Genomic DNA, 17550 nt, shown 5'->3' with positions numbered 1-17550 from the left:
CGCCGAGACGGCGCGTCCCGAGTGGCGGACAAGCGCACCCGGGCTCAGCGGCCGCTGCTCGGGGTGCCCGGCGGCGGCGGACCCTCCTCGGGGTCGGCAGGGGCGGCGTAGCGCGGCGGTGGCGGTGGCGGCGGCGGGGGCACCGGCGGCCCCACCATCGTCGGCGCACCATGGATCCCGGGCGGTGGGCGCAGATACGGGTTCGTGTCGTCGTTCGAGGGCCGGTACGGCGCCATCGGCCGGTACGGCCCCGGGACCTGCTCCGGCCCAGGGACCTGCTCCGGCTCCTGCCCAGGAAACTCGGCCCGGCCACCACCCCGCGTCGCGTACACCAGCAGCGCACCCGCCCCGCCCGTCGCCGCACCCCACGCCGCCCCGAGCAGCAGCGCCATCCCCAGCTGCCCGTGCAGCTCGATCCCGGCGCCGAACGCGTCGAGGCCCAGCACCGACAGCGACGCATCCGCCGAGACATCCGTCAGCCGTACGAGCAGCGGCAGTGTCAGCGCCGTCACCCCTCCCAGCCGTACCGCACAGCGCCCCGCGAACCCCGCCGCACCCAGGCCGCCCACCGGCGTGCGGTACGCCGCCAGCACCCCCGCGCACAGCATTGTCACGGCCGCCGCGACCGCCAGCAGCCACACCCGTCCGTCCAGCTCCGCCAGCCTGCCGACCGTGGCAGGCTCGTCCGCCGAGACCCGCAGCAGTTCGTCCAGCGGATCGGGCAGCAGCTTCGCCAGCTCGCCCTTCGCCTCGCCGTCCCACGGCACGAACAGCCCCAGCGGAATCCCCAGCCACACCCCGTTCGGCGCCCCGAGCAGCGCCGCGCCCGCGATCCGTTTCGGGTGGTCGTCGCCGATCGCCGCGTATGCCGCCGCCGCGTACCCCGCGAGGACCGCGACGAGCAGCACATTCGCCAGCGCGGAAGCGGCCGGCCGTACCGTCCGCCGCAGCGCCGCCCACGCCGCCCCGCGCGGCAGTGGCGTACGCCGTGACGCGAGGAGCGCGACGGCCAGTACGCCGAGCACCCAGAACAGCGCGCCCGCCAGCGAATCCGCGGTGTTCACGCTGAATCCCACCGCCGCCTTGGCGTCCACCAGATCCCCGAGCCGGTCGGGCAGCAGCCCTCCGATGTCGCCGATGTCGCCGAGGCCCGGTACCTCGATGCCGCCTCCGTCACCGCCCACGCCCGGCACCTTGTCGAGGTTGAGCCCCAGCTTCGCCCCGTCGATCGTGATGACGTCGTGACCTGCCCACGCCAAGCCGCCGACCGTCGCGACGAAGAGGAGCACCACCCCGCCCACCCGCGCGGCGAGTTCGGTCCCCGAGATGTACGGTCCCGCACCACGCAGCGAGCGTAGGAAGAAGTACGCAAGGAACAACGCCCCGACGAGGCCCACCCCGAGTGGCGTGATGTCGACGGCGGTCTGCGCCTGCGCACCTTCCAGGCCGAACGCGGACACATCACCTGTCGGCGTGACCGATCCGCCCACCGCGAGCACTACGACGGCCGCCGTCATCGGCCCGAGCGCCGCCGCCGAATCCGCACCCAGCAGGTGAAGTCCGAGCGCCGCGGCACCCGCCATCCCGACCAGTGCCCAGCTCACCGCGGCGATCGACGCCAGCAGCACATCGCCCCAACGCACCCGGTCGCCACTGCCGTTCGCGTCCATCCGGACCCCCCGATCCCTCTGGGTTTGTCCCAGTTGCCCCCGGTCGCGCATGATCCGTACGCACTCATGGGCGGTTACCACTCTCCGTGGGTGTTTCTCCTCCGTCAACGGCCGGCCCGAAGGCGGTCTTCACATGGCCCGACTTTCGGATACGGGATCGGGCCTGAAATAGTTCCTCACGATGTTCGCCATCCCTAGACTCCCTGCGATGGGGGTAACTCGGGGGACAACTAGTGGGGCATGGAGTGCCGGAACTCGTACTGGAATTGAACGGAAGGACCTGGACCCTCGATCCGTCCAGGTCATACACCCTCGGACGTGATCCGCAGGGCGACCTGGTGATCGACGACGCCAGGGTCTCGTGGCGGCACGCCAGCATCAGCTGGGGCGGCCGCAGTTGGGTGATTGAGGACCACGGCAGCACCAACGGCACATACGTGCAGGGCCAGCGGATCCATCAGATGGAGATCGGCCCCGGCTCGGCGGTACACCTGGGCAATGCGACCGACGGCCCCCGGCTGAACCTCTCCGGAGCCGGCGCGGGCGGGTACAGCGCCCAGGGAGCCGCGCCCCAGCAGCAGGCGGTCAAGCAGCAGGTCCCGGCCCAACAGGCCCCGGCCCAGCAGCCGCAGCAGGGCTGGCAGCAGCAGGCTCCGGCTCAGCAGCCGCAGCAGGGCTGGCAGCAGCAGCCACCTCAGGCGCAGGTCCCGCACCAGCAGGGACCCGGCGGCGCGGGCGGCTCAGGCGGTGTCGCGGGGGCCCCGCCGGTGTACGGGGACCGCAGCCCGACCACGTTCCATCAGCTGGCCCTCGGCCGGGTGATGCGTATCGGTCGTGCGCTCGAGAACGAACTGGTCGTCTCCGACCTCCAGGTCTCGCGCAACCACGCCGAGTTCGTGGCCACTCCCGACGGCCGCTTCGAGATCCGCGACCTCGGATCCCACAACGGCACGTATGTCAACGGCCAGCCGATCGCCAAGTCCGGCACGGTGCTCATCGGCCCGAACGACATCGTCGGCGTCGGCCACTCGACGTTCCGCCTCGTCGGGGACCGGCTCGAGGAGTTCGTCGACACCGGCGAGGTCTCCTTCTCCGCACGTCATCTGACGGTGACGGTCGACGGTGGCAAGCAGATCCTGCGTGACGTCTCCTTCGGCGTACCGGAGAAGTCGCTGATCGGCGTCATCGGCCCCTCGGGATCCGGCAAGTCCACCCTGCTCAAGGCGCTCACCGGCTACCGGCCCGCCAACCAGGGCGACGTCCTCTACGACAACCGCAGCCTCTACAAGCAGTTCGCCGAACTGCGCCAGCGCATCGGTCTGGTTCCGCAGGACGACATCCTGCACAAGGAGCTCACCGTCCGTAGGGCGCTCAAGTACGCGGCCAAGCTCCGCTTCCCCGGCGACACCGCCGAGGCCGAGCGCGAGGCCCGTATCGACGAGGTGCTGCGCGAGCTCAAGCTCGACATCCACAAGGAGAAGAAGATCACTTCGCTCTCCGGTGGCCAGCGCAAGCGTGTCTCGGTCGCCCTCGAGCTGCTGACCAAGCCGTCGCTGATCTTCCTGGACGAGCCGACGTCGGGCCTCGACCCGGGCATGGACCGCGATGTCATGCAGCTGCTCCGTGGCCTCGCCGACGACGGCCGTACGGTCCTGGTGGTAACCCACTCGGTGGCCGAGCTCGCGCTCTGCGACAAGCTCCTCGTCATGGCCCCCGGCGGCTCGGTGGCGTACTTCGGCCCGCCGGAGGAAGCGCTCAACTTCTTCGGCTACACCACCTGGGCCGACGTCTTCTCCGCGTTCGAGAACTACCGCGACTACGACTGGGCGGGCCGCTGGCGCGGTTCGCAGCACTACCAGATGTACGCCGCGGACATCGACTCCGTCGCCGCGCAGTCGGTGCACATGCCGCCGCCGCAGCAGATGCGCCCGCCGAAGCCGCAGAGCTGGGGCTCCCAGCTGTGGACGCTGATCCGCCGCTACTCCTCGGTCATCGCGTCCGACAAGGGCTTCCTCGGCCTGATGGTGATCCTGCCCGCGGTCCTGGGCCTGGTCAGCGTTGTCATTCCGGCGAAGTTCGGCCTCGCGCCGCCCACGCCGCCGAGCAGGTTCAACGGCGACGCCGGCACGATCATGCTGATCCTCGCTGTCGGCATGTGCTTCTCCGGCGCGGCCAACTCCGTACGAGAACTGATCAAGGAACGGGTCATCTACGAACGGGAACGGGCCACCGGCCTGGCCCGCTCGGCGTATCTGATGTCCAAGGTGATCGTCCTCGGCGTGATCACGGCCATCCAGGGCGTCATCATCTGCGGTATCGGCTTCGCCACCCGCGACCTGCCCGCAGAGGGCCTGATCATGCCTCCGGCCGTCGAGATCTGCCTTGTCGTCATCGCGCTGGGCTTCACCTCGATGATGTTCGGCCTGGTCATCTCCTCGCTGGTGAAGACCGCCGAGAAGACCATGCCGCTGCTGGTCATGTTCGCCATAGTCCAGGTCGTCTTCACCGGCATCCTCTTCCAGGTCTACGGTTCGCCCGGCCTGGAGCAGTTCGCCTGGCTGATGCCGTCCCGGTGGGCCATCGCAGGCGCGGGCGCGACGCTCGACCTGTCACATCTGATGCCGCCGTGGGACCCGAACAAGCCCACCGATCTGGATCCGCTGTGGGAGCACTCGGCGGGCCAGTGGGGCCTGAACATCTCGATCCTGCTCGCCATCGGCGTCCTCTGCGGCGTCGCGGTCGCGCGACTGCTGCGCCGCCACGAGCCGGAGGTCATGCGCAAGTAACGCATCTGCGCATCTGTCCGTGTACGCGCCGGAGGGCGGCACCCCCTGTGGGGTGCCGCCCTCCGGCGTAGCTGTCAGAACGTCCGGAGCTGCTCAGTGAGCCCGTCCGGAGCTGCTCAGTAGGCGCTGTCGACGTTGTCGATCGAGCCGTACTTGTCGGCGGCGTAGTTGGCCGCGGCCGTGATGTTGGCGACCGGGTCGTACTGGCTGTGCACCGTACCGGCGACGTGGTACGCGTCGAACGTCGGCTTGATGACCTGCAGCAGGCCGATCGACGGGACACCGTTGATCGCGTTGATGTCCCAGCCGTTGATGGCCTTCGGGTTGCCGCTGGACTCACGCATGATGTTGCGGTGCAGTCCCTCGTACGTGCCGGGGATCTTGTGCTTCTTCATGATGTCGAGCGACTCGTGGATCCAGCCGTCAAGGTTGTTGGCGTAGATCGGCTTGCGGGCGGCGCCGCGGCTGGCGGTCTGCTGCTTCGCACGCTTCTTGGCGGCGGCCTGGGCCGCCTTCTTCTTGGCAGCGGCCTCAGCCTTGGCCTTGGCGGCAGCGTCGGCCTTGGCCTTGGCAGCGGCGTCGGCCTTGGCCTTGGCCTCGACGACCGACTGCTGCTTGGTGATGCTCGCGTGGACAGCGGCCGTTTGTGCGGCGTCGGTCCCGGTGGTCCAGGTCACGGGGGCGGCGGCCAGAGCCTCGGTCCGGGTGTCGGCGGAGGCGTCGTTACCCGGAACGAGGGAGAACGTGAGGGCGGCGACGGCAGCGGCGGCGATACCGGCGATCGAGACCTTGTTGGTCTTGGTCAGGCGGGTGCTGAACGCGGACATACAGACGTACCTCTTCGAATAGCGGAAGTCGCATCAGGCCGGGTGCGGCGCTGCGCTCCTCGGCGGCGACGGGAGCAATTCTTAGCGGCAGCAAAATGCTGTGGCAAAGGTGTGACGTACGACCCGCGATAGTGGATCAGGGCGTCGCGATGACGCCTTTTTCCCACTCATTACCGATTACCGGGTGAGATGCCCCTTTTATGCCTACTAGGGGTGTTCGTAAGTGACCTACGCCCTATGCCCGGGCTCACATTGAGCGCCTGCCGATCTCACCATGCGTTGCTTCAGCAATGCAAAGAGTGAGCACCCTCGACCGGGAGTATGAGGTGGACGTCGCCGAACTCGTGCCAGAGGTAGAGATGGCGCACTGCCTCGGTATAGCTGCGGCACAGTGCCGCCTGCCCGGCGATCGCCTCCAGCATCAGCAGATGGGAGGCCTCCGGCTCGTGCAGCCCGGTCAGCAGCCCGTCCACCGCATGCACGCCGCGCCCAGGCGTGATGACCAGATCGGTCCACCCCGAGGCAGCCCGCACGACTCCGTCCGGACCCGCCGCCGACTCCAGGGCGCGGACCGCCGTCGTACCGACCGCCACGATCCGCCCGCCGCCCGCCCGCGCGGCATTGACCAGCCACGCCGTCGTCGCCGGCACCTCGAAACGCTCCGGGTACGGCGGCTCGTGCGCCTCCGCCGACGCCACCCCCGTATGCAAAGTGAACGGTGCGAACTGCACGCCCCGGCTGACCAGCGCCGCCACCAGCCGCGCCGTGAAGGGACGCCCGGCGCTCGGCATCTCCGCCGATCCCGCCCCGTCGGGGGAGGGGAGCGCGAAGACCGTCTGATATGCGGCCAAGGGCTGGTCCCCAGTCGTGTACCGGTACCGGATCGGCCTGCCGTACCGGTGCAGCAGCTCCGGCACATCCACCGACACCGACGCCCACCACAACCGGTCGGCGCCCGGCGCGAGCGGGGCCTCCAGAACGAGCTGCTCGCCCCCGGGAAGCCGTACGACCGCACCTACCGGCCCGCCGGCGCGCGGCAGAGTGCTGCCCGCACCGTCCGGTCGGCGCAGCTCCACCGCCCACCGCCCGTCGTCCCCGCGCGTCGAGAAGTGCACAACGACGGCCTCGCCGCCGACCCGCCCATTGACGGCGGCGGGCAGCGTGGCCGACGTATTGACCACCAGGACGTCCCCGGCCCGCAGCTGCCCGGGAAGGTCACCGAAGGCGTGATGGGAGACCTCCGTCCCGCGCGAGACCATCAGCCGTACGTCGTCCCGACCCGATCCGCGCTCCTCGGCAGGCACTCTGGCCGACAGCTCCTCGGGCACCCACAGCGACTCCAGCAGCTTCATCGCGCGTCCAGCAGCGAGGGCGCGGCGTACCGACCGCTGGCGGGTCGCTGTTCCAGCAGCCGGAGGAATCCCGGCGCCACCGTCTCCGGCGCCGGTCGCGGGTCGTCGTCGCCCGGTACCGCGGCCGCGTACAGATCCGTCTGCATATCGCCCGGGTCCACCGTCCACACCCGCAGCTCCGGCTCCTCGACGGCGAGGACCGCCGCGAGATGGTCGAGCGCCGCCTTCGAGGCTCCGTAGCCGCCCCAGGTCTCGTACGCCTCCGCCGCCGCGTCCGAGCTGACCGCGATCACCGTGCCCGCCTTCGACGCCCGCAGCAGCGGCAGCGCTTCCTGTACGAGTCCGAGCGCGGCGACCACATTGGTCTCCAGCGCCGCCCGCAGCCCCTCCAGCGGGAGCGCGTCCAGCCGCACCAGCGGCTCGGCCCCCAGCGCGCTCGCATTGCTCACCAGCAGGTCGAGACCACCGAGCTCACGGGCCGCGGCCAGCAGCTCCTTGCGGTGCCCGGCATCGGTGACATCCCCGGCCACCGCCGCCACACGCGTCCCGTACGCCGCGCGGATATGACGCGCGCTCTCCTCCAGGACGCTCGCGGTCCTGGCCCCCAGCGCCAGATCCCAGCCCTGCCGGGCGAGGGCCGCCGCGAGCGCACGCCCCAAGCCCTTCGAAGCCCCAGTGATCACCGCTACCGGCATGATGTCCATCCCCTTGTTCCGCTGTTCCGCGTCGGTGCCACCAACGTAGGAACGCGACACCGCGCACCGCCTCGTGCGCCGGACCCCACCCGCCAAGGGATTTCGACCTACGTCCTGAGCCCTAAGCGGTAGCCGTCCTCGGCCCGATACGGACCGTCACACCCCACCGGTACGGTGAGTTCATGAGTCACCGACCGCGCTCCGGCCTCGCCGCCGTGAGCACCGCGCTCCTCGCGATGAGCAGGCATCTCGAGGTGCGTGACGTGCTGAAGACGATCGTCTCCTCGGCGCGCGAGCTCCTCGGTGCCGAGTACGCGGCGCTGGGCGTGCCCGACGACCACGGCGGCTTCGCCCAGTTCGTGGTCGACGGCGTCAGCGACGCGCAGTGGAAGGCGATCGGCCCGCTTCCGCGGCAGCACGGCATCCTCGCCTCGATGCTCCGCGACGCGAAGGTGGAGCGCCTCGCCGATGTCCGCAAGGACCCCCGCTTCGAGGGCTGGCCGTCCGCCCACCCGGACATGTCCGACTTCCTAGGCCTGCCGATCAAGGACGGCGACGAGACCATCGGCGCGCTCTTCCTGGCGAACAAGCGGTGTCCCAAACCCGACGGAGGCTGCGGCTTCACCGCCGAGGACGAGGAGCTGCTCTCCATCCTCGCCCAGCACGCGGCGATAGCCCTGACCAACGCCCGGCTGTACGAGCGCAGCCGCGAGCTCACCATCGCCGAGGAACGCTCCCGCCTCGCCCATGAGCTGCATGACGCGGTCAGCCAGAAGCTCTTCTCGCTCCGGCTGACCGCCCAGGCCGCGGCCGCCCTGGTGGACCGCGACCCGGCCCGCGCCAAGGGCGAGCTCCAGCAGGTCGCCGTGCTCGCCGCGGAGGCCGCGGACGAACTGCGCGCCGCCGTCGTCGAGTTGCGCCCCGCCGCCCTCGACGAGGACGGACTGGTCAACACACTCCGTACGCATATTCAGGTCCTCGACCGCGCGCACACCGCCCGGGTCACCTTCGACAGCTGCGTTGTCCGAGCGCTGCCGGCCGCCCAGGAGGATGCCCTGCTCCGGGTCGCCCAGGAGGCCCTGCACAATGCGCTGCGGCACTCCGGCGCGGACGAGGTCGATGTGGTCCTGGTCCGCCGCGGCCAGGGTGCGGTCCTCAGCGTCACCGACAACGGCAAGGGGTTCCAGCCGAAGGCGGTCCGCCGGGCCGGCCGCCATCTGGGACTGGTCTCGATGCGGGACCGGGCGAACGGGGTCGGCGGAACGCTCACCGTGGAATCGGCGCCCGGAAAGGGCACCACGATCGAGATGGAGGTGCCCGGTGGCTGAGGCTGTGCCCCATGCGAGGACTGGGATGATCCGTGTCCTGCTGGTCGACGATCATCAGGTGGTACGGCGAGGACTGCGCACCTTCCTCGAGATCCAGGACGACATAGAGGTCGTCGGCGAGGCGGCGGACGGTGCCGAGGGCGTCGCCGGCGCCGAGGAGCTGAAGCCGGACGTCGTCCTCATGGACGTCAAGATGCCCGGGATGGACGGCATCGACGCCCTCCGTAAACTCCGTGAGCTGTCGAACCCCGCCAAGGTGTTGATCGTCACCAGCTTCACCGAGCAGCGCACCGTCGTCCCCGCACTGCGCGCGGGTGCCTCGGGTTACGTCTACAAGGACGTCGACCCGGAGGCGCTGGCCCGCGCGATCCGCTCCGTGCACGCGGGCCATGTGCTGCTCCAGCCGGAGGTCGCGGGCGCGCTGCTCTCGCAGGACGACCCGAGCAATGGCACGGGCCGCGGCAGCACCCTCACCGAACGGGAGAGGGAGGTACTGGGCCTGATCGCCGACGGCCGGTCGAACCGCGAGATCGCCCGGGCGCTCGTGCTGTCCGAGAAAACCGTCAAGACACACGTCTCGAACATTCTGATGAAGCTGGATCTGGCGGACCGCACCCAGGCGGCGCTGTGGGCCGTGCGGCACGGTCTGGCGGGCTGAGACGGGCCAACCGGAGCGTCCAGCTCAGATCTGAGATTCATACCGTCGGGTGTATGTCACCCGTACGGCGCATCCTGATCGACTCACGGCCGTTCTTCATGGCGTGCTGCGGCGGCCGGCCGCAGCGAAGCTCAGGAGGATTTCGAAGTGAAGAACCTGAAGAAGGCCGCTGCCCTCACCATGGTCGCCGGTAGCCTCGTCGCCGCAGGCGCCGGTGTGGCGTCCGCCACCACCGGTGCGCACGCCAATGGCAAGGCTTCCCACTCCCCGGGCGTTGTCTCCGGCAACCTGGTGCAGGCCCCGGTCCACGTCCCGGTGAACGTCGTCGGCAACACCGTCAACGTGATCGGCGCGCTGAACCCGACGTTCGGAAACGCCGGCTACAACGGCTGACCGGTTCCGATCAGTGCCCCCCGGCCCCTAGGCACCTGCCTAAGTACTCGGTCATGTGGTCGAGGTGGGCCGGGGGCGTTGTCGGTTGCTCTTCGGTGGGGTGGTTTCCTCAGTTGCTCGGTCATGTCGTCAGGGTGGGCCGGGGGCGTTGATGGCAGTCGCCCGGTCTTGCGGTGACGGTGGGCCGGGGGCGTTGGTGGTTGCTGTCCGGTGGGTGGTTTCCTCCGGCGAACCGAGGGCACGCAGCGGGCCGCACCGTGTGTGTTCGGGTGGGGAGGGGCCGTGCAGGGTGGCCCCCACCAGTTGCCCGGTCTTGTGGTGACGGTGGGCCGGGGGCGTGCGTGGTTGCTGTCCGGTGGGTGGTTTCCACCGGCGAACTGTGGGGGGATTGGCGGCAAGTCCGGGGTCACGCACCAAGAGCCTGTACGCCGCCGATCCCGAGGAGTCGAGGCCGGAGGGGCACCGGAGCCCGCACCCGACAAGAACCCGCACCCCGCACCTCGCCGGAGGCAGCCCGCACCCGACAAGACCCCGCCCCCGCCGGAGGCAGCCCGCACTGGACAAGACCCCGCACCCCCCAGGCCCGGGCCACAGGTAGCCGCCCCCCGCCGGAGGCTCACCGCTCCCGCTCCTCGACGTACGCGTTGTACGCCGCCACCTGCGCCCGTCGCGCCACCCGTTCCACCGGGCGCAGCGCCTCGCCCCTCGCCGCCATCTCCGACGCGCTCACCGCCCCGCCGTGCCCGTTCTCGTACGCCACCGAGATCAGCAGCCCGACCCGCTGCGCCAGCTCCAACACCCGTACCGCCCGCGGCGGATACCCGGGTGCCAGCGTCTCGCCCACCCCCCGCTCCGCCCGCGCCCGATACGCGTCGATCGCCGCCTCCGCCACCGGCCCCGACGCCGCCACATCCAGCCGCGACAGCACCTCCGTCGCGTCCCGCAACGCCTCCGCGAGCTCCCGTTCCGCCTCCCCGAGCGACGGCACATCCGCGGGCGGCGCCTCCCGCACCGGCAGGCAGTGCCAGATGACCTCCACATGCAGATCACCCGCGGGCCCTGCCTCGTAGACCTCGGGCACCAGCCCGTACGTGGCGCCGGAAGCGACGACCGCCTCCTCCGCGTCGAGCGCCCGCGCGTTGAACTCCGGTGGCCCGCTGAGCCCCAGCGGATGCCCCGGCGCCGGCAGCGCGACCCGGTACCCGGTCACCCCGAGCGCCCGCAGCCGCCCCAGCGCAAGCGTGAGTCCGACCGGGCCCGCCTCGCCCGGCAACCCCTCCACCCGGTGCACCGCGTCGTCGCCGACGATGGCGAGCGCCGCGTCATCCGGTGATACAAATCCGGCCAACAGGGCATTTCCCCATGCGGCCAGCCGTCCTGAGCGTGGTTCGGAAAGCATGGACCCAGCCTAGGGACCGGACCGGGCGACTGGGCCACCCGACCGGTGGCGTAAGTTTTCCCTGGGAGCTGTGCCCACAGGTGCATAAACCGCCCCCAATACCTCAAGACGATTGCATGGGGAGACAACGCGCTCATGAGCGATGTACTGGAGCTGGTGGACGTATCCGTGGTCCGCGACGGACGCGCTCTGGTGGACGACGTCTCCTGGTCGGTCAAGGAAGGTGAGCGCTGGGTCATCCTCGGCCCCAACGGCGCCGGCAAGACCACCCTCCTCAACATCGCCTCCAGCTACCTCTTCCCGACCTCCGGTACGGCCAAGATCCTGGGCGAGCGGCTCGGCACCGCCGGCGTCGACGTATTCGACCTCCGCCCCCGTATCGGCATGGCGGGCGTCGCCATGGCCGAGAAGCTCCCCAAGCGTCAGACCGTGCTGCAGACGGTGCTCACCGCCGCGTACGGCATGACCGCCACCTGGCACGAGGACTACGACGCCGTCGACGAGGAGCGCGCCCGCGCCTTCCTCGACCGCCTCGGCATGACCGAGTACCTGGACCGCAAGTTCGGCACGCTCTCCGAGGGCGAGCGCAAGCGCACTCTGATCGCCCGCGCGATGATGACCGACCCCGAGCTGCTGCTCCTCGACGAGCCGGCCGCCGGCCTCGACCTCGGCGGCCGCGAGGACCTGGTCCGCCGCCTCGGCCGCCTCGCCCGCGACCCGTACGCCCCCTCCATGATCATGGTCACGCACCATGTCGAGGAGATCGCCCCGGGCTTCACCCACGTCCTGATGATCCGTCAGGGAAAGGTGCTGGCCGCCGGTCCCATGGAGACCGAGCTGACCTCCCGCAACCTTTCGCTCTGCTTCGGCCTCCCACTGGTCGTCGAGCAGAACGGCGAGCGCTGGACCGCGCAGGGCCTCCCGCTCGGCTGACTCCGGCCCGGCCGATTCGGCCGACGGGCCCCGTAGTTGGGGCGGCCCCGGCCCAGCCCCCGCGGCTGACCTGATCTCGCCCCTGCCCTCGCCCCCTGTCCCCACCGCGACCGGCGGACCTACCATGACCACGTGGACATCGACGCATGGGTGTGGTGGCTGATCGGCGCGGTCGGACTGGGCATTCCGCTCGTACTGACAGCGATGCCCGAATTCGGCATGCTCTCCGCCGGAGCGGTGGCCGCGGCCGTCGTCGCGGCGCTCGGCGGCGGCACGGTTGCCCAAGTGCTCGTCTTCGCCGTGGTCTCCGTCGCACTCATCGCCGTTGTACGCCCCATCGCCACCCGGCACCGCTCCCAACGCCCTCAATTCGCCAGCGGAGTCGACGCGCTGAAAGGCCGTCAGGCCGTCGTCCTGGAACGGGTCGACGGCAGTGGCGGCCGGATCAAACTCGCCGGTGAGGTGTGGTCCGCGCGCGCACTCGACGCGACCATGTCGTACGAGACAGGCCAACAGGTCGACGTTGTGGAGATCGACGGAGCCACCGCCGTGGTCATGTGACAAATCGAAGCCGAACACCCCCCACATCAGCCCGTGTTCTGGGAAACTCGATCATCAGAATCATCCGGCAGCGAAGGGCACAGGGAACACGATGCAACCGATCATCATCGTCCTGATCATTCTGGTGGTGCTGGTCTTCATCGCCCTGATCAAGACGATCCAGGTCATCCCACAGGCCAGCGCCGCCATCGTCGAACGCTTCGGGCGCTACACCCGTACCCTCAACGCGGGCCTGAACATCGTCGTCCCGTTCATCGACTCGATCCGCAACCGCATCGACCTCCGTGAACAGGTCGTCCCCTTCCCGCCCCAGCCGGTGATCACCCAGGACAACCTGGTGGTCAACATCGACACCGTCATCTACTACCAGGTGACCGACGCCCGCGCCGCCACGTACGAAGTCGCCAGCTACATCCAGGCGATCGAACAGCTCACGGTCACCACCCTGCGCAACATCATCGGTGGCATGGACCTCGAGCGGACCCTGACCTCCCGCGAGGAGATCAACGCGGCCCTGCGCGGCGTGCTCGACGAGGCCACCGGCAAGTGGGGCATCCGCGTCAACCGTGTCGAGCTCAAGGCGATCGAGCCGCCCACCTCCATCCAGGACTCGATGGAGAAGCAGATGCGCGCCGACCGTGACAAGCGCGCCGCGATCCTCACTGCCGAAGGCATCAGGCAGTCCGCGATCCTCACTGCCGAGGGTGAGAAGCAGTCCTCGATCCTGCGAGCCGAAGGTGAGGCCAAGGCGGCCGCCCTGCGCGCAGAGGGCGAGGCCCAGGCGATCCGTACGGTCTTCGAGTCCATCCACGCCGGCGACGCGGACCAGAAGCTCCTCGCCTACCAGTACCTCCAGATGCTCCCGAAGATCGCCGAGGGCGACGCCAACAAGCTCTGGATCGTGCCCAGCGAGATCGGCGACGCGCTCAAGGGTCTGAGCGGCGCCATGGGCAACTTCAACCCCATGGCCGGCATGGGTGGCGGCTCCGGCTCCGGCAAGTCCGGCGGCGGCAACGGCACGGAACGCCGCGAGCAGCCCCCCATCGACTGACCCCGGTATCCCCTCAGGCATGATCGGTGCATCCGGCACCGATCATCGAGAGGCACAGCGTGACCATTTGGGAGATGCTCGCCGTCTTCGCCGCGGGCATCAGCGCCGGCACCATCAACACCATCGTCGGCTCAGGAACACTGATCACCTTCCCGGTGCTCCTCGCCACCGGCCTGCCCCCGGTCACCGCCACCATCTCCAACGCCCTCGGTCTGATTCCGGGCTCGGTCAGCGGCGCCATCGGCTACCGCGCCGAACTCACCGGCCAGCGCAGCCGCCTCCTGCGCCTGAGCATCGCCGCCGCGATCGGCGGCATCAGCGGAGCTGTGCTGCTCCTGATGCTCCCCTCGACGGCCTTCGAGACGATCGTGCCGGTACTGGTCGCGCTCGCCCTCATCCTGGTGATCCTCCAGCCGCGCATCACCAAGGCCGTCCAGCGCCGCCGCGACCGCAATGGCAGCCACGCCCACCCCGACGGTGGCCCGCTCCTGTTCATCGGATTGCTGATCGCCAGCGTCTACGGCGGCTACTTCACCGCCGCCCAAGGGATCATCTACCTGTCCTTGATGGGCATGCTGCTCGACGACACCCTGCAGCGCCTCAACGCCGCCAAGAACGTCCTCGCCGCCGTCGTCAACAGCATCGCCGCGCTCTTCTTCCTCTTCGTCGCGGACTTCGACTGGACAGCGGTCCTGCTGATCGCGGTCGGCTCAGCCATCGGCGGCCAGCTCGGCGCCAAGATCGGCCGCCGCCTCCCGCCGACGGCCCTGCGCGTACTGATCGTGGTGGTCGGCAGCGTCGCCATCGTCCAACTGCTGCTGCGCTGACGCAGGAAAGCCCGCCTCCGAACGGAGGCGGGCCTCATAAAGACTGCTGCTTCCTATGCGGCCGCCTGCGCCGTCAGCCACTGCGGCAGCTCCGACCGCTCACCGGCCCGCATTCCGAGCAGCATCGCGTCCGCCGGAGACGGTACGAACGGCTCGTGGAGCAGCGGCATCCCGGCCTGCTCCGGCGTACGGTCCGCTTTGCGGTGATTGTCCTTGGCGCAGGACGCGACCGTATTCAGCCAGCTGTCCGCACCACCGCGCGACCGCGGCACCACATGGTCCACAGTCGTGGCGCGCTGGCCGCAGTACGCGCACCGGTGTTGGTCCCGTACCAGTACACCCCGCCTCGACCACGGCGCCTGTCTTCGGAAAGGCACCCTGACATAGCGGCAGAGTCTGATCACCTGGGGCACCGGAAGATCGACCGCGGCAGCACGCACACGGAGTCCGGGGTGGGCCTGCTCGACGACGGCCTTGTCCTGCAGGACCAGCACAACCGCACGGTTGAGTGTCACTGTCGACAGCGGCTCGAAGCTCGCATTCAGTACCAGCGTGTCCCGCATCCCGCCCACCTCCCGTTCGCCGGCCCAGCCCATTGCGGGCCTTGGGCTTGGATCAACTTTGGCCGGGCGCGCCGAGATGGACAACGCAATAAAAGATGCCCTGCCCTGATCTCTCCAAGACCAGGGCAGGGCAAACAACAAACGAACGCTGAGCTCTAGGCGGGCGCCTCGTACTCAGCGATCAGCTGCGCTCGGGCCAGCGTGTGAAACCGCAGATTGAAGCCGACGGCGGCGGGCGAGACGTCCGCGTCGGGCCCGAGCTTCGCCCGGTCCACCGCGTACACGGTGAAGACATAGCGGTGGTTCTCACCGGCCGGCGGAGCCGCACCGCCGAAGTCCTTCGACCCGTAGTCGTTGCGGACCTGAACGGCACCCTCGGGCAGCCCCTCGAACTTCCCGCTGCCCGCACCAGCCGGCAGCTCAGTGACCGACGCCGGGATGTCGAAGAGCACCCAGTGCCAGAAACCGCTGCCCGTCGGCGCGTCCGGATCGAAGCACGTCACGGCGAAGCTCTTGGTCTCCGCCGGGAAGCCTTCCCACCGCAGCTGCGGCGAGGTGTTGCCCGCCGAGTGGACCTGGGCGTCCTTCAGTACCGACCCCGGCGCGATGTCATCGCTCACCACCGTGAACGACGGCACCGCCGGATGAAAGTCGTGCGGAAGCGGCGCCCTCTTGAGCTCGGTCACGTCTGAACCTCCGATTCGGCTGTCCTGTCCTGCCGCATCCGAGCCTAGAGCCAGTTACGACGCCCGCCGACATCGGCGAGCCACTGGTTGAGGTACGCCGCCCAGTCGGTCGACTGGAAGTCGTGGTGACCCACCTTGAAGGCCTTGTACGAGTCACTGCCCTCGCTGAACAGCCCCGGCTTCTTGTCCATCTCGAGGATGACGTCCATCTCGCGGTCGTCCGCGACAAACGTGAGCTCGACCTGGTTCAGCCCCCGGTACTGCTGCGGCGGGAAGAACTCGATTTCCTGGTAGAACGGCAGCCGCTGCCGCGTACCGCGGATGTGCCCGCGCTCCATGTCCGCGCTCTTGAAGCGGAAGCCCAGCCCGATGAAGGCGTCCAGGATCGCCTGCTGCGCCGGCAGCGGGTGCACGTTGATCGGGTCCAGGTCGCCCGAGTCCAGGGCCCGCGCGATCTCCAGCTCCGTCGTCACACCAATGTTCATCCCGCGCAGCTGCTGCCCGGCGATGCTCGTGACCGGGGTCTCCCACGGAATCTCGAGCCCGAACGGCACCACGTGCACAGCCCCTGCCTTCACCTCGAAGGCGCCACCGAGCCGCTGCTTGGTGAACTCGATGTCCTGCTTGACCTCCTGGTCACCACCTTCGACCTCGACCCGCGCCTGCAGACCGACGGAGAGCCCCTCGATCAGCTGATCCACCGAGCCGCCCTGGATGCGAACCTCGCCCTGCACCACACCGCCGGGCACCACGTTCGCCTCGGCCAGCTCCGTCTCCACGGAAGCACCGCCGGCGCCCAAGCTCGCAAGCAGCCTCTTGAAGCCCATGTCCACTCCTTATTGGTCCTGACCCCTACATACGCGCGACGACCGTAGTCGGTTCCCCGCTAGGCTCATACGCCATGATCGAGAGCCCCGACCGTACGCCGATGCCCCGGGAGTTCTTCGACCGCCCTGTTCTGGAGGTCGCCCCGGAGCTCCTTGGCTGCACCCTGACACGCCTCACCGACGACGGCCCCATCGAGTTGCGCCTCACCGAAGTTGAGGCGTACGCGGGCGAGGTCGACCCCGGCTCCCACGCCTACCGCGGCCGCACCGCGCGCAACGACGTGATGTTCGGACCGCCCGGCCATGCGTACGTCTACTTCACCTACGGCATGTGGCACTGCCTCAATGTGGTGTGCGGCCCGGAAGGCATGGCGAGCGGGGTCCTCCTGCGCGCCGGTGAGATCCGAGTAGGCGCCGACCTCGCACGTAAGCGACGGTTCTCGGCCCGCAGTGACAAGGAACTGGCCAAAGGCCCCGCCCGCCTGGCCACGGCCCTCGACGTCGACCGCGACCTGAACGGCACCGACCTCTGCGCCGGCCAGGCCGCCCCATTGTCCCTACTGCCCGGTACCGCACCGAGCTCTGACCAGGTGCGCAGCGGCCCGCGCACGGGAGTCGGCGGCGAGGGTGCCCACCACCCCTGGCGGTTCTGGATCGACGGCGACCCAACAGTGAGCCCCTACCGAGCCCATACGCCGCGCCGCAGGGCAACTTGACTCGGCCTGCCGGGACGCCTAACGTAGCCCGAGCCGCTTGAAACGGGCCCTGCTGTTCAGCAACCCGAAGTGGCCATCCACTACTTACTACCAACCCAACCGGGTGCGATTTCGGCATGCCGAAATCCAAGCCGAATGACTCGATTATGAGTCGCCTGGGGAATCGGCTAAAGTAGTGAACACGCCGAAAGGCAAAAGGCCCCCAACGGCTACTGGAATCAAATTCCGAACCGGAAACGGAACGGAAAAGGATCTGGTAAAGTTGGAAACACGAAGGG

17 protein-coding genes are annotated in these 17550 nt (G+C 69.3%); 9 read left to right on the top strand and 8 right to left on the bottom strand.

Translation table 11 applies throughout. The annotated features are described in order from the left end of the window. Window positions 1-44: 44 nt before the first annotated feature. Window positions 45-1670, bottom strand: a complete 1626-nt coding sequence (locus AB0D12_RS27675; RefSeq protein ID WP_362688291.1) for a streptophobe family protein — start codon at window positions 1668-1670, stop codon at window positions 45-47. Between the two features lie 233 nt (window positions 1671-1903). Between AB0D12_RS27675 and AB0D12_RS27670 the strand changes: the two genes are divergently transcribed. Beyond that, window positions 1904-4456 (top strand): FHA domain-containing protein, encoded by a 2553-nt coding sequence (locus AB0D12_RS27670; RefSeq protein WP_362688288.1) that lies wholly within the window; start codon window positions 1904-1906, stop codon window positions 4454-4456. A 116-nt stretch (window positions 4457-4572) separates the two neighbouring features. Here the strand turns inward: AB0D12_RS27670 and AB0D12_RS27665 are convergent, their stop codons facing one another. The 3 genes from AB0D12_RS27665 to AB0D12_RS27655 all read right to left on the bottom strand — a co-directional run bounded on the left by AB0D12_RS27665 (window position 4573) and on the right by AB0D12_RS27655 (window position 7330). Then, the gene (locus AB0D12_RS27665) at window positions 4573-5283 is read right to left on the bottom strand and encodes a transglycosylase SLT domain-containing protein (protein ID WP_362688285.1); all 711 of its coding nucleotides are present in this window, start codon (window positions 5281-5283) and stop codon (window positions 4573-4575) included. Window positions 5284-5567: 284 nt separating this feature from the next. Then, window positions 5568-6635: an S-adenosylmethionine:tRNA ribosyltransferase-isomerase gene (locus AB0D12_RS27660; protein ID WP_362688282.1), complete on the bottom strand. Its 1068-nt coding sequence runs from the start codon at window positions 6633-6635 to the stop codon at window positions 5568-5570. After that, complete coding sequence (locus AB0D12_RS27655) at window positions 6632-7330, bottom strand: SDR family NAD(P)-dependent oxidoreductase (protein WP_362688670.1); 699 nt, start codon at window positions 7328-7330, stop codon at window positions 6632-6634. Before AB0D12_RS27655 ends, AB0D12_RS27660 begins: the two co-directional genes overlap by 4 nt. A 182-nt stretch (window positions 7331-7512) precedes the next feature. On the opposite strand from AB0D12_RS27655, the gene AB0D12_RS27650 reads away from it, so the two are divergent. From AB0D12_RS27650 to AB0D12_RS27640, 3 genes are all read left to right on the top strand, one after another. After that, window positions 7513-8658 carry a GAF domain-containing sensor histidine kinase gene (locus AB0D12_RS27650; RefSeq protein WP_362688279.1) on the top strand — a complete coding sequence of 382 codons (1146 nt, stop codon included), beginning with the start codon at window positions 7513-7515 and terminating at the stop codon, window positions 8656-8658. A 25-nt stretch (window positions 8659-8683) separates the two neighbouring features. Next, window positions 8684-9316 (top strand): response regulator transcription factor, encoded by a 633-nt coding sequence (locus AB0D12_RS27645; protein WP_327322730.1) that lies wholly within the window; start codon window positions 8684-8686, stop codon window positions 9314-9316. 147 nt (window positions 9317-9463) lie between these two features. After that, on the top strand, window positions 9464-9709 hold the full coding sequence (locus tag AB0D12_RS27640) for a chaplin (protein WP_327322729.1): 246 nt from the start codon (window positions 9464-9466) through the stop codon (window positions 9707-9709). A gap of 616 nt (window positions 9710-10325) precedes the next feature. Here AB0D12_RS27640 and AB0D12_RS27635 read toward each other — a convergent pair. Continuing rightward, window positions 10326-11108, bottom strand: a complete 783-nt coding sequence (locus tag AB0D12_RS27635) for a hypothetical protein (RefSeq protein WP_362688275.1) — start codon at window positions 11106-11108, stop codon at window positions 10326-10328. Window positions 11109-11243: 135 nt separating this feature from the next. Between AB0D12_RS27635 and AB0D12_RS27630 the strand changes: the two genes are divergently transcribed. The 4 genes from AB0D12_RS27630 (at window position 11244) to AB0D12_RS27615 (ending at window position 14480) form a co-directional block, all read left to right on the top strand. Then, window positions 11244-12041 (top strand): ABC transporter ATP-binding protein, encoded by a 798-nt coding sequence (locus AB0D12_RS27630; RefSeq protein WP_362688272.1) that lies wholly within the window; start codon window positions 11244-11246, stop codon window positions 12039-12041. A 132-nt stretch (window positions 12042-12173) separates the two neighbouring features. Continuing rightward, the gene (locus AB0D12_RS27625) at window positions 12174-12602 is read left to right on the top strand and encodes an NfeD family protein (RefSeq protein ID WP_362688269.1); all 429 of its coding nucleotides are present in this window, start codon (window positions 12174-12176) and stop codon (window positions 12600-12602) included. Between the two features lie 91 nt (window positions 12603-12693). Further along, on the top strand, window positions 12694-13653 hold the full coding sequence (locus AB0D12_RS27620) for an SPFH domain-containing protein (protein ID WP_362688266.1): 960 nt from the start codon (window positions 12694-12696) through the stop codon (window positions 13651-13653). A gap of 59 nt (window positions 13654-13712) precedes the next feature. Further along, window positions 13713-14480, top strand: coding sequence for a sulfite exporter TauE/SafE family protein (locus tag AB0D12_RS27615; protein WP_362688263.1), 768 nt, complete (start codon window positions 13713-13715; stop codon window positions 14478-14480). A gap of 53 nt (window positions 14481-14533) precedes the next feature. Here AB0D12_RS27615 and AB0D12_RS27610 read toward each other — a convergent pair whose 3' ends face one another. From AB0D12_RS27610 to AB0D12_RS27600, 3 genes are all read right to left on the bottom strand, one after another. Further along, window positions 14534-15043, bottom strand: a complete 510-nt coding sequence (locus tag AB0D12_RS27610) for an HNH endonuclease (RefSeq protein WP_362688260.1) — start codon at window positions 15041-15043, stop codon at window positions 14534-14536. Window positions 15044-15198: 155 nt separating this feature from the next. After that, a complete protein-coding gene (locus AB0D12_RS27605) occupies window positions 15199-15729 on the bottom strand; it encodes a YbhB/YbcL family Raf kinase inhibitor-like protein (RefSeq protein ID WP_362688257.1) in 531 nt (176 codons plus the stop codon). 44 nt (window positions 15730-15773) lie between these two features. Then, window positions 15774-16556: a sporulation protein gene (locus tag AB0D12_RS27600; protein WP_362688254.1), complete on the bottom strand. Its 783-nt coding sequence runs from the start codon at window positions 16554-16556 to the stop codon at window positions 15774-15776. A 74-nt stretch (window positions 16557-16630) separates the two neighbouring features. On the opposite strand from AB0D12_RS27600, the gene AB0D12_RS27595 reads away from it, so the two are divergent. Then, entirely contained in the window at window positions 16631-17272 is a 642-nt protein-coding gene (locus AB0D12_RS27595; protein ID WP_362688251.1) for a DNA-3-methyladenine glycosylase, read from the top strand. Window positions 17273-17550: the final 278 nt, after the last annotated feature.

The sequence above is a fragment of the Streptomyces sp. NPDC048479 genome, assembly GCF_040651435.1.
In the GTDB taxonomy this organism is placed as follows: Bacteria; Actinomycetota; Actinomycetes; order Streptomycetales; family Streptomycetaceae; genus Streptomyces.
Note: the sequence above shows the minus strand (reverse complement) of the source record. Positions and strands in the feature narration are given on the sequence as shown.

Excerpts from the sequence above, each read along its gene's own strand:
- AB0D12_RS27595 (WP_362688251.1), top strand. The coding sequence starts at position 16,631 with ATGATCGAGAGCCCCGACCGTACGCCGATGCCCCGGGAGTTCTTCGAC.
- AB0D12_RS27655 (WP_362688670.1), bottom strand. The coding sequence starts at position 7,330 with ATGCCGGTAGCGGTGATCACTGGGGCTTCGAAGGGCTTGGGGCGTGCG.
- AB0D12_RS27650 (WP_362688279.1), top strand. The coding sequence starts at position 7,513 with ATGAGTCACCGACCGCGCTCCGGCCTCGCCGCCGTGAGCACCGCGCTC.
- AB0D12_RS27610 (WP_362688260.1), bottom strand. The coding sequence starts at position 15,043 with ATGCGGGACACGCTGGTACTGAATGCGAGCTTCGAGCCGCTGTCGACA.
- AB0D12_RS27620 (WP_362688266.1), top strand. The coding sequence starts at position 12,694 with ATGCAACCGATCATCATCGTCCTGATCATTCTGGTGGTGCTGGTCTTC.
- AB0D12_RS27660 (WP_362688282.1), bottom strand. The coding sequence starts at position 6,635 with ATGAAGCTGCTGGAGTCGCTGTGGGTGCCCGAGGAGCTGTCGGCCAGA.
- AB0D12_RS27600 (WP_362688254.1), bottom strand. The coding sequence starts at position 16,556 with ATGGGCTTCAAGAGGCTGCTTGCGAGCTTGGGCGCCGGCGGTGCTTCC.
- AB0D12_RS27675 (WP_362688291.1), bottom strand. The coding sequence starts at position 1,670 with ATGGACGCGAACGGCAGTGGCGACCGGGTGCGTTGGGGCGATGTGCTG.
- AB0D12_RS27665 (WP_362688285.1), bottom strand. The coding sequence starts at position 5,283 with ATGTCCGCGTTCAGCACCCGCCTGACCAAGACCAACAAGGTCTCGATC.
- AB0D12_RS27645 (WP_327322730.1), top strand. The coding sequence starts at position 8,684 with ATGATCCGTGTCCTGCTGGTCGACGATCATCAGGTGGTACGGCGAGGA.
- AB0D12_RS27635 (WP_362688275.1), bottom strand. The coding sequence starts at position 11,108 with ATGCTTTCCGAACCACGCTCAGGACGGCTGGCCGCATGGGGAAATGCC.
- AB0D12_RS27630 (WP_362688272.1), top strand. The coding sequence starts at position 11,244 with ATGAGCGATGTACTGGAGCTGGTGGACGTATCCGTGGTCCGCGACGGA.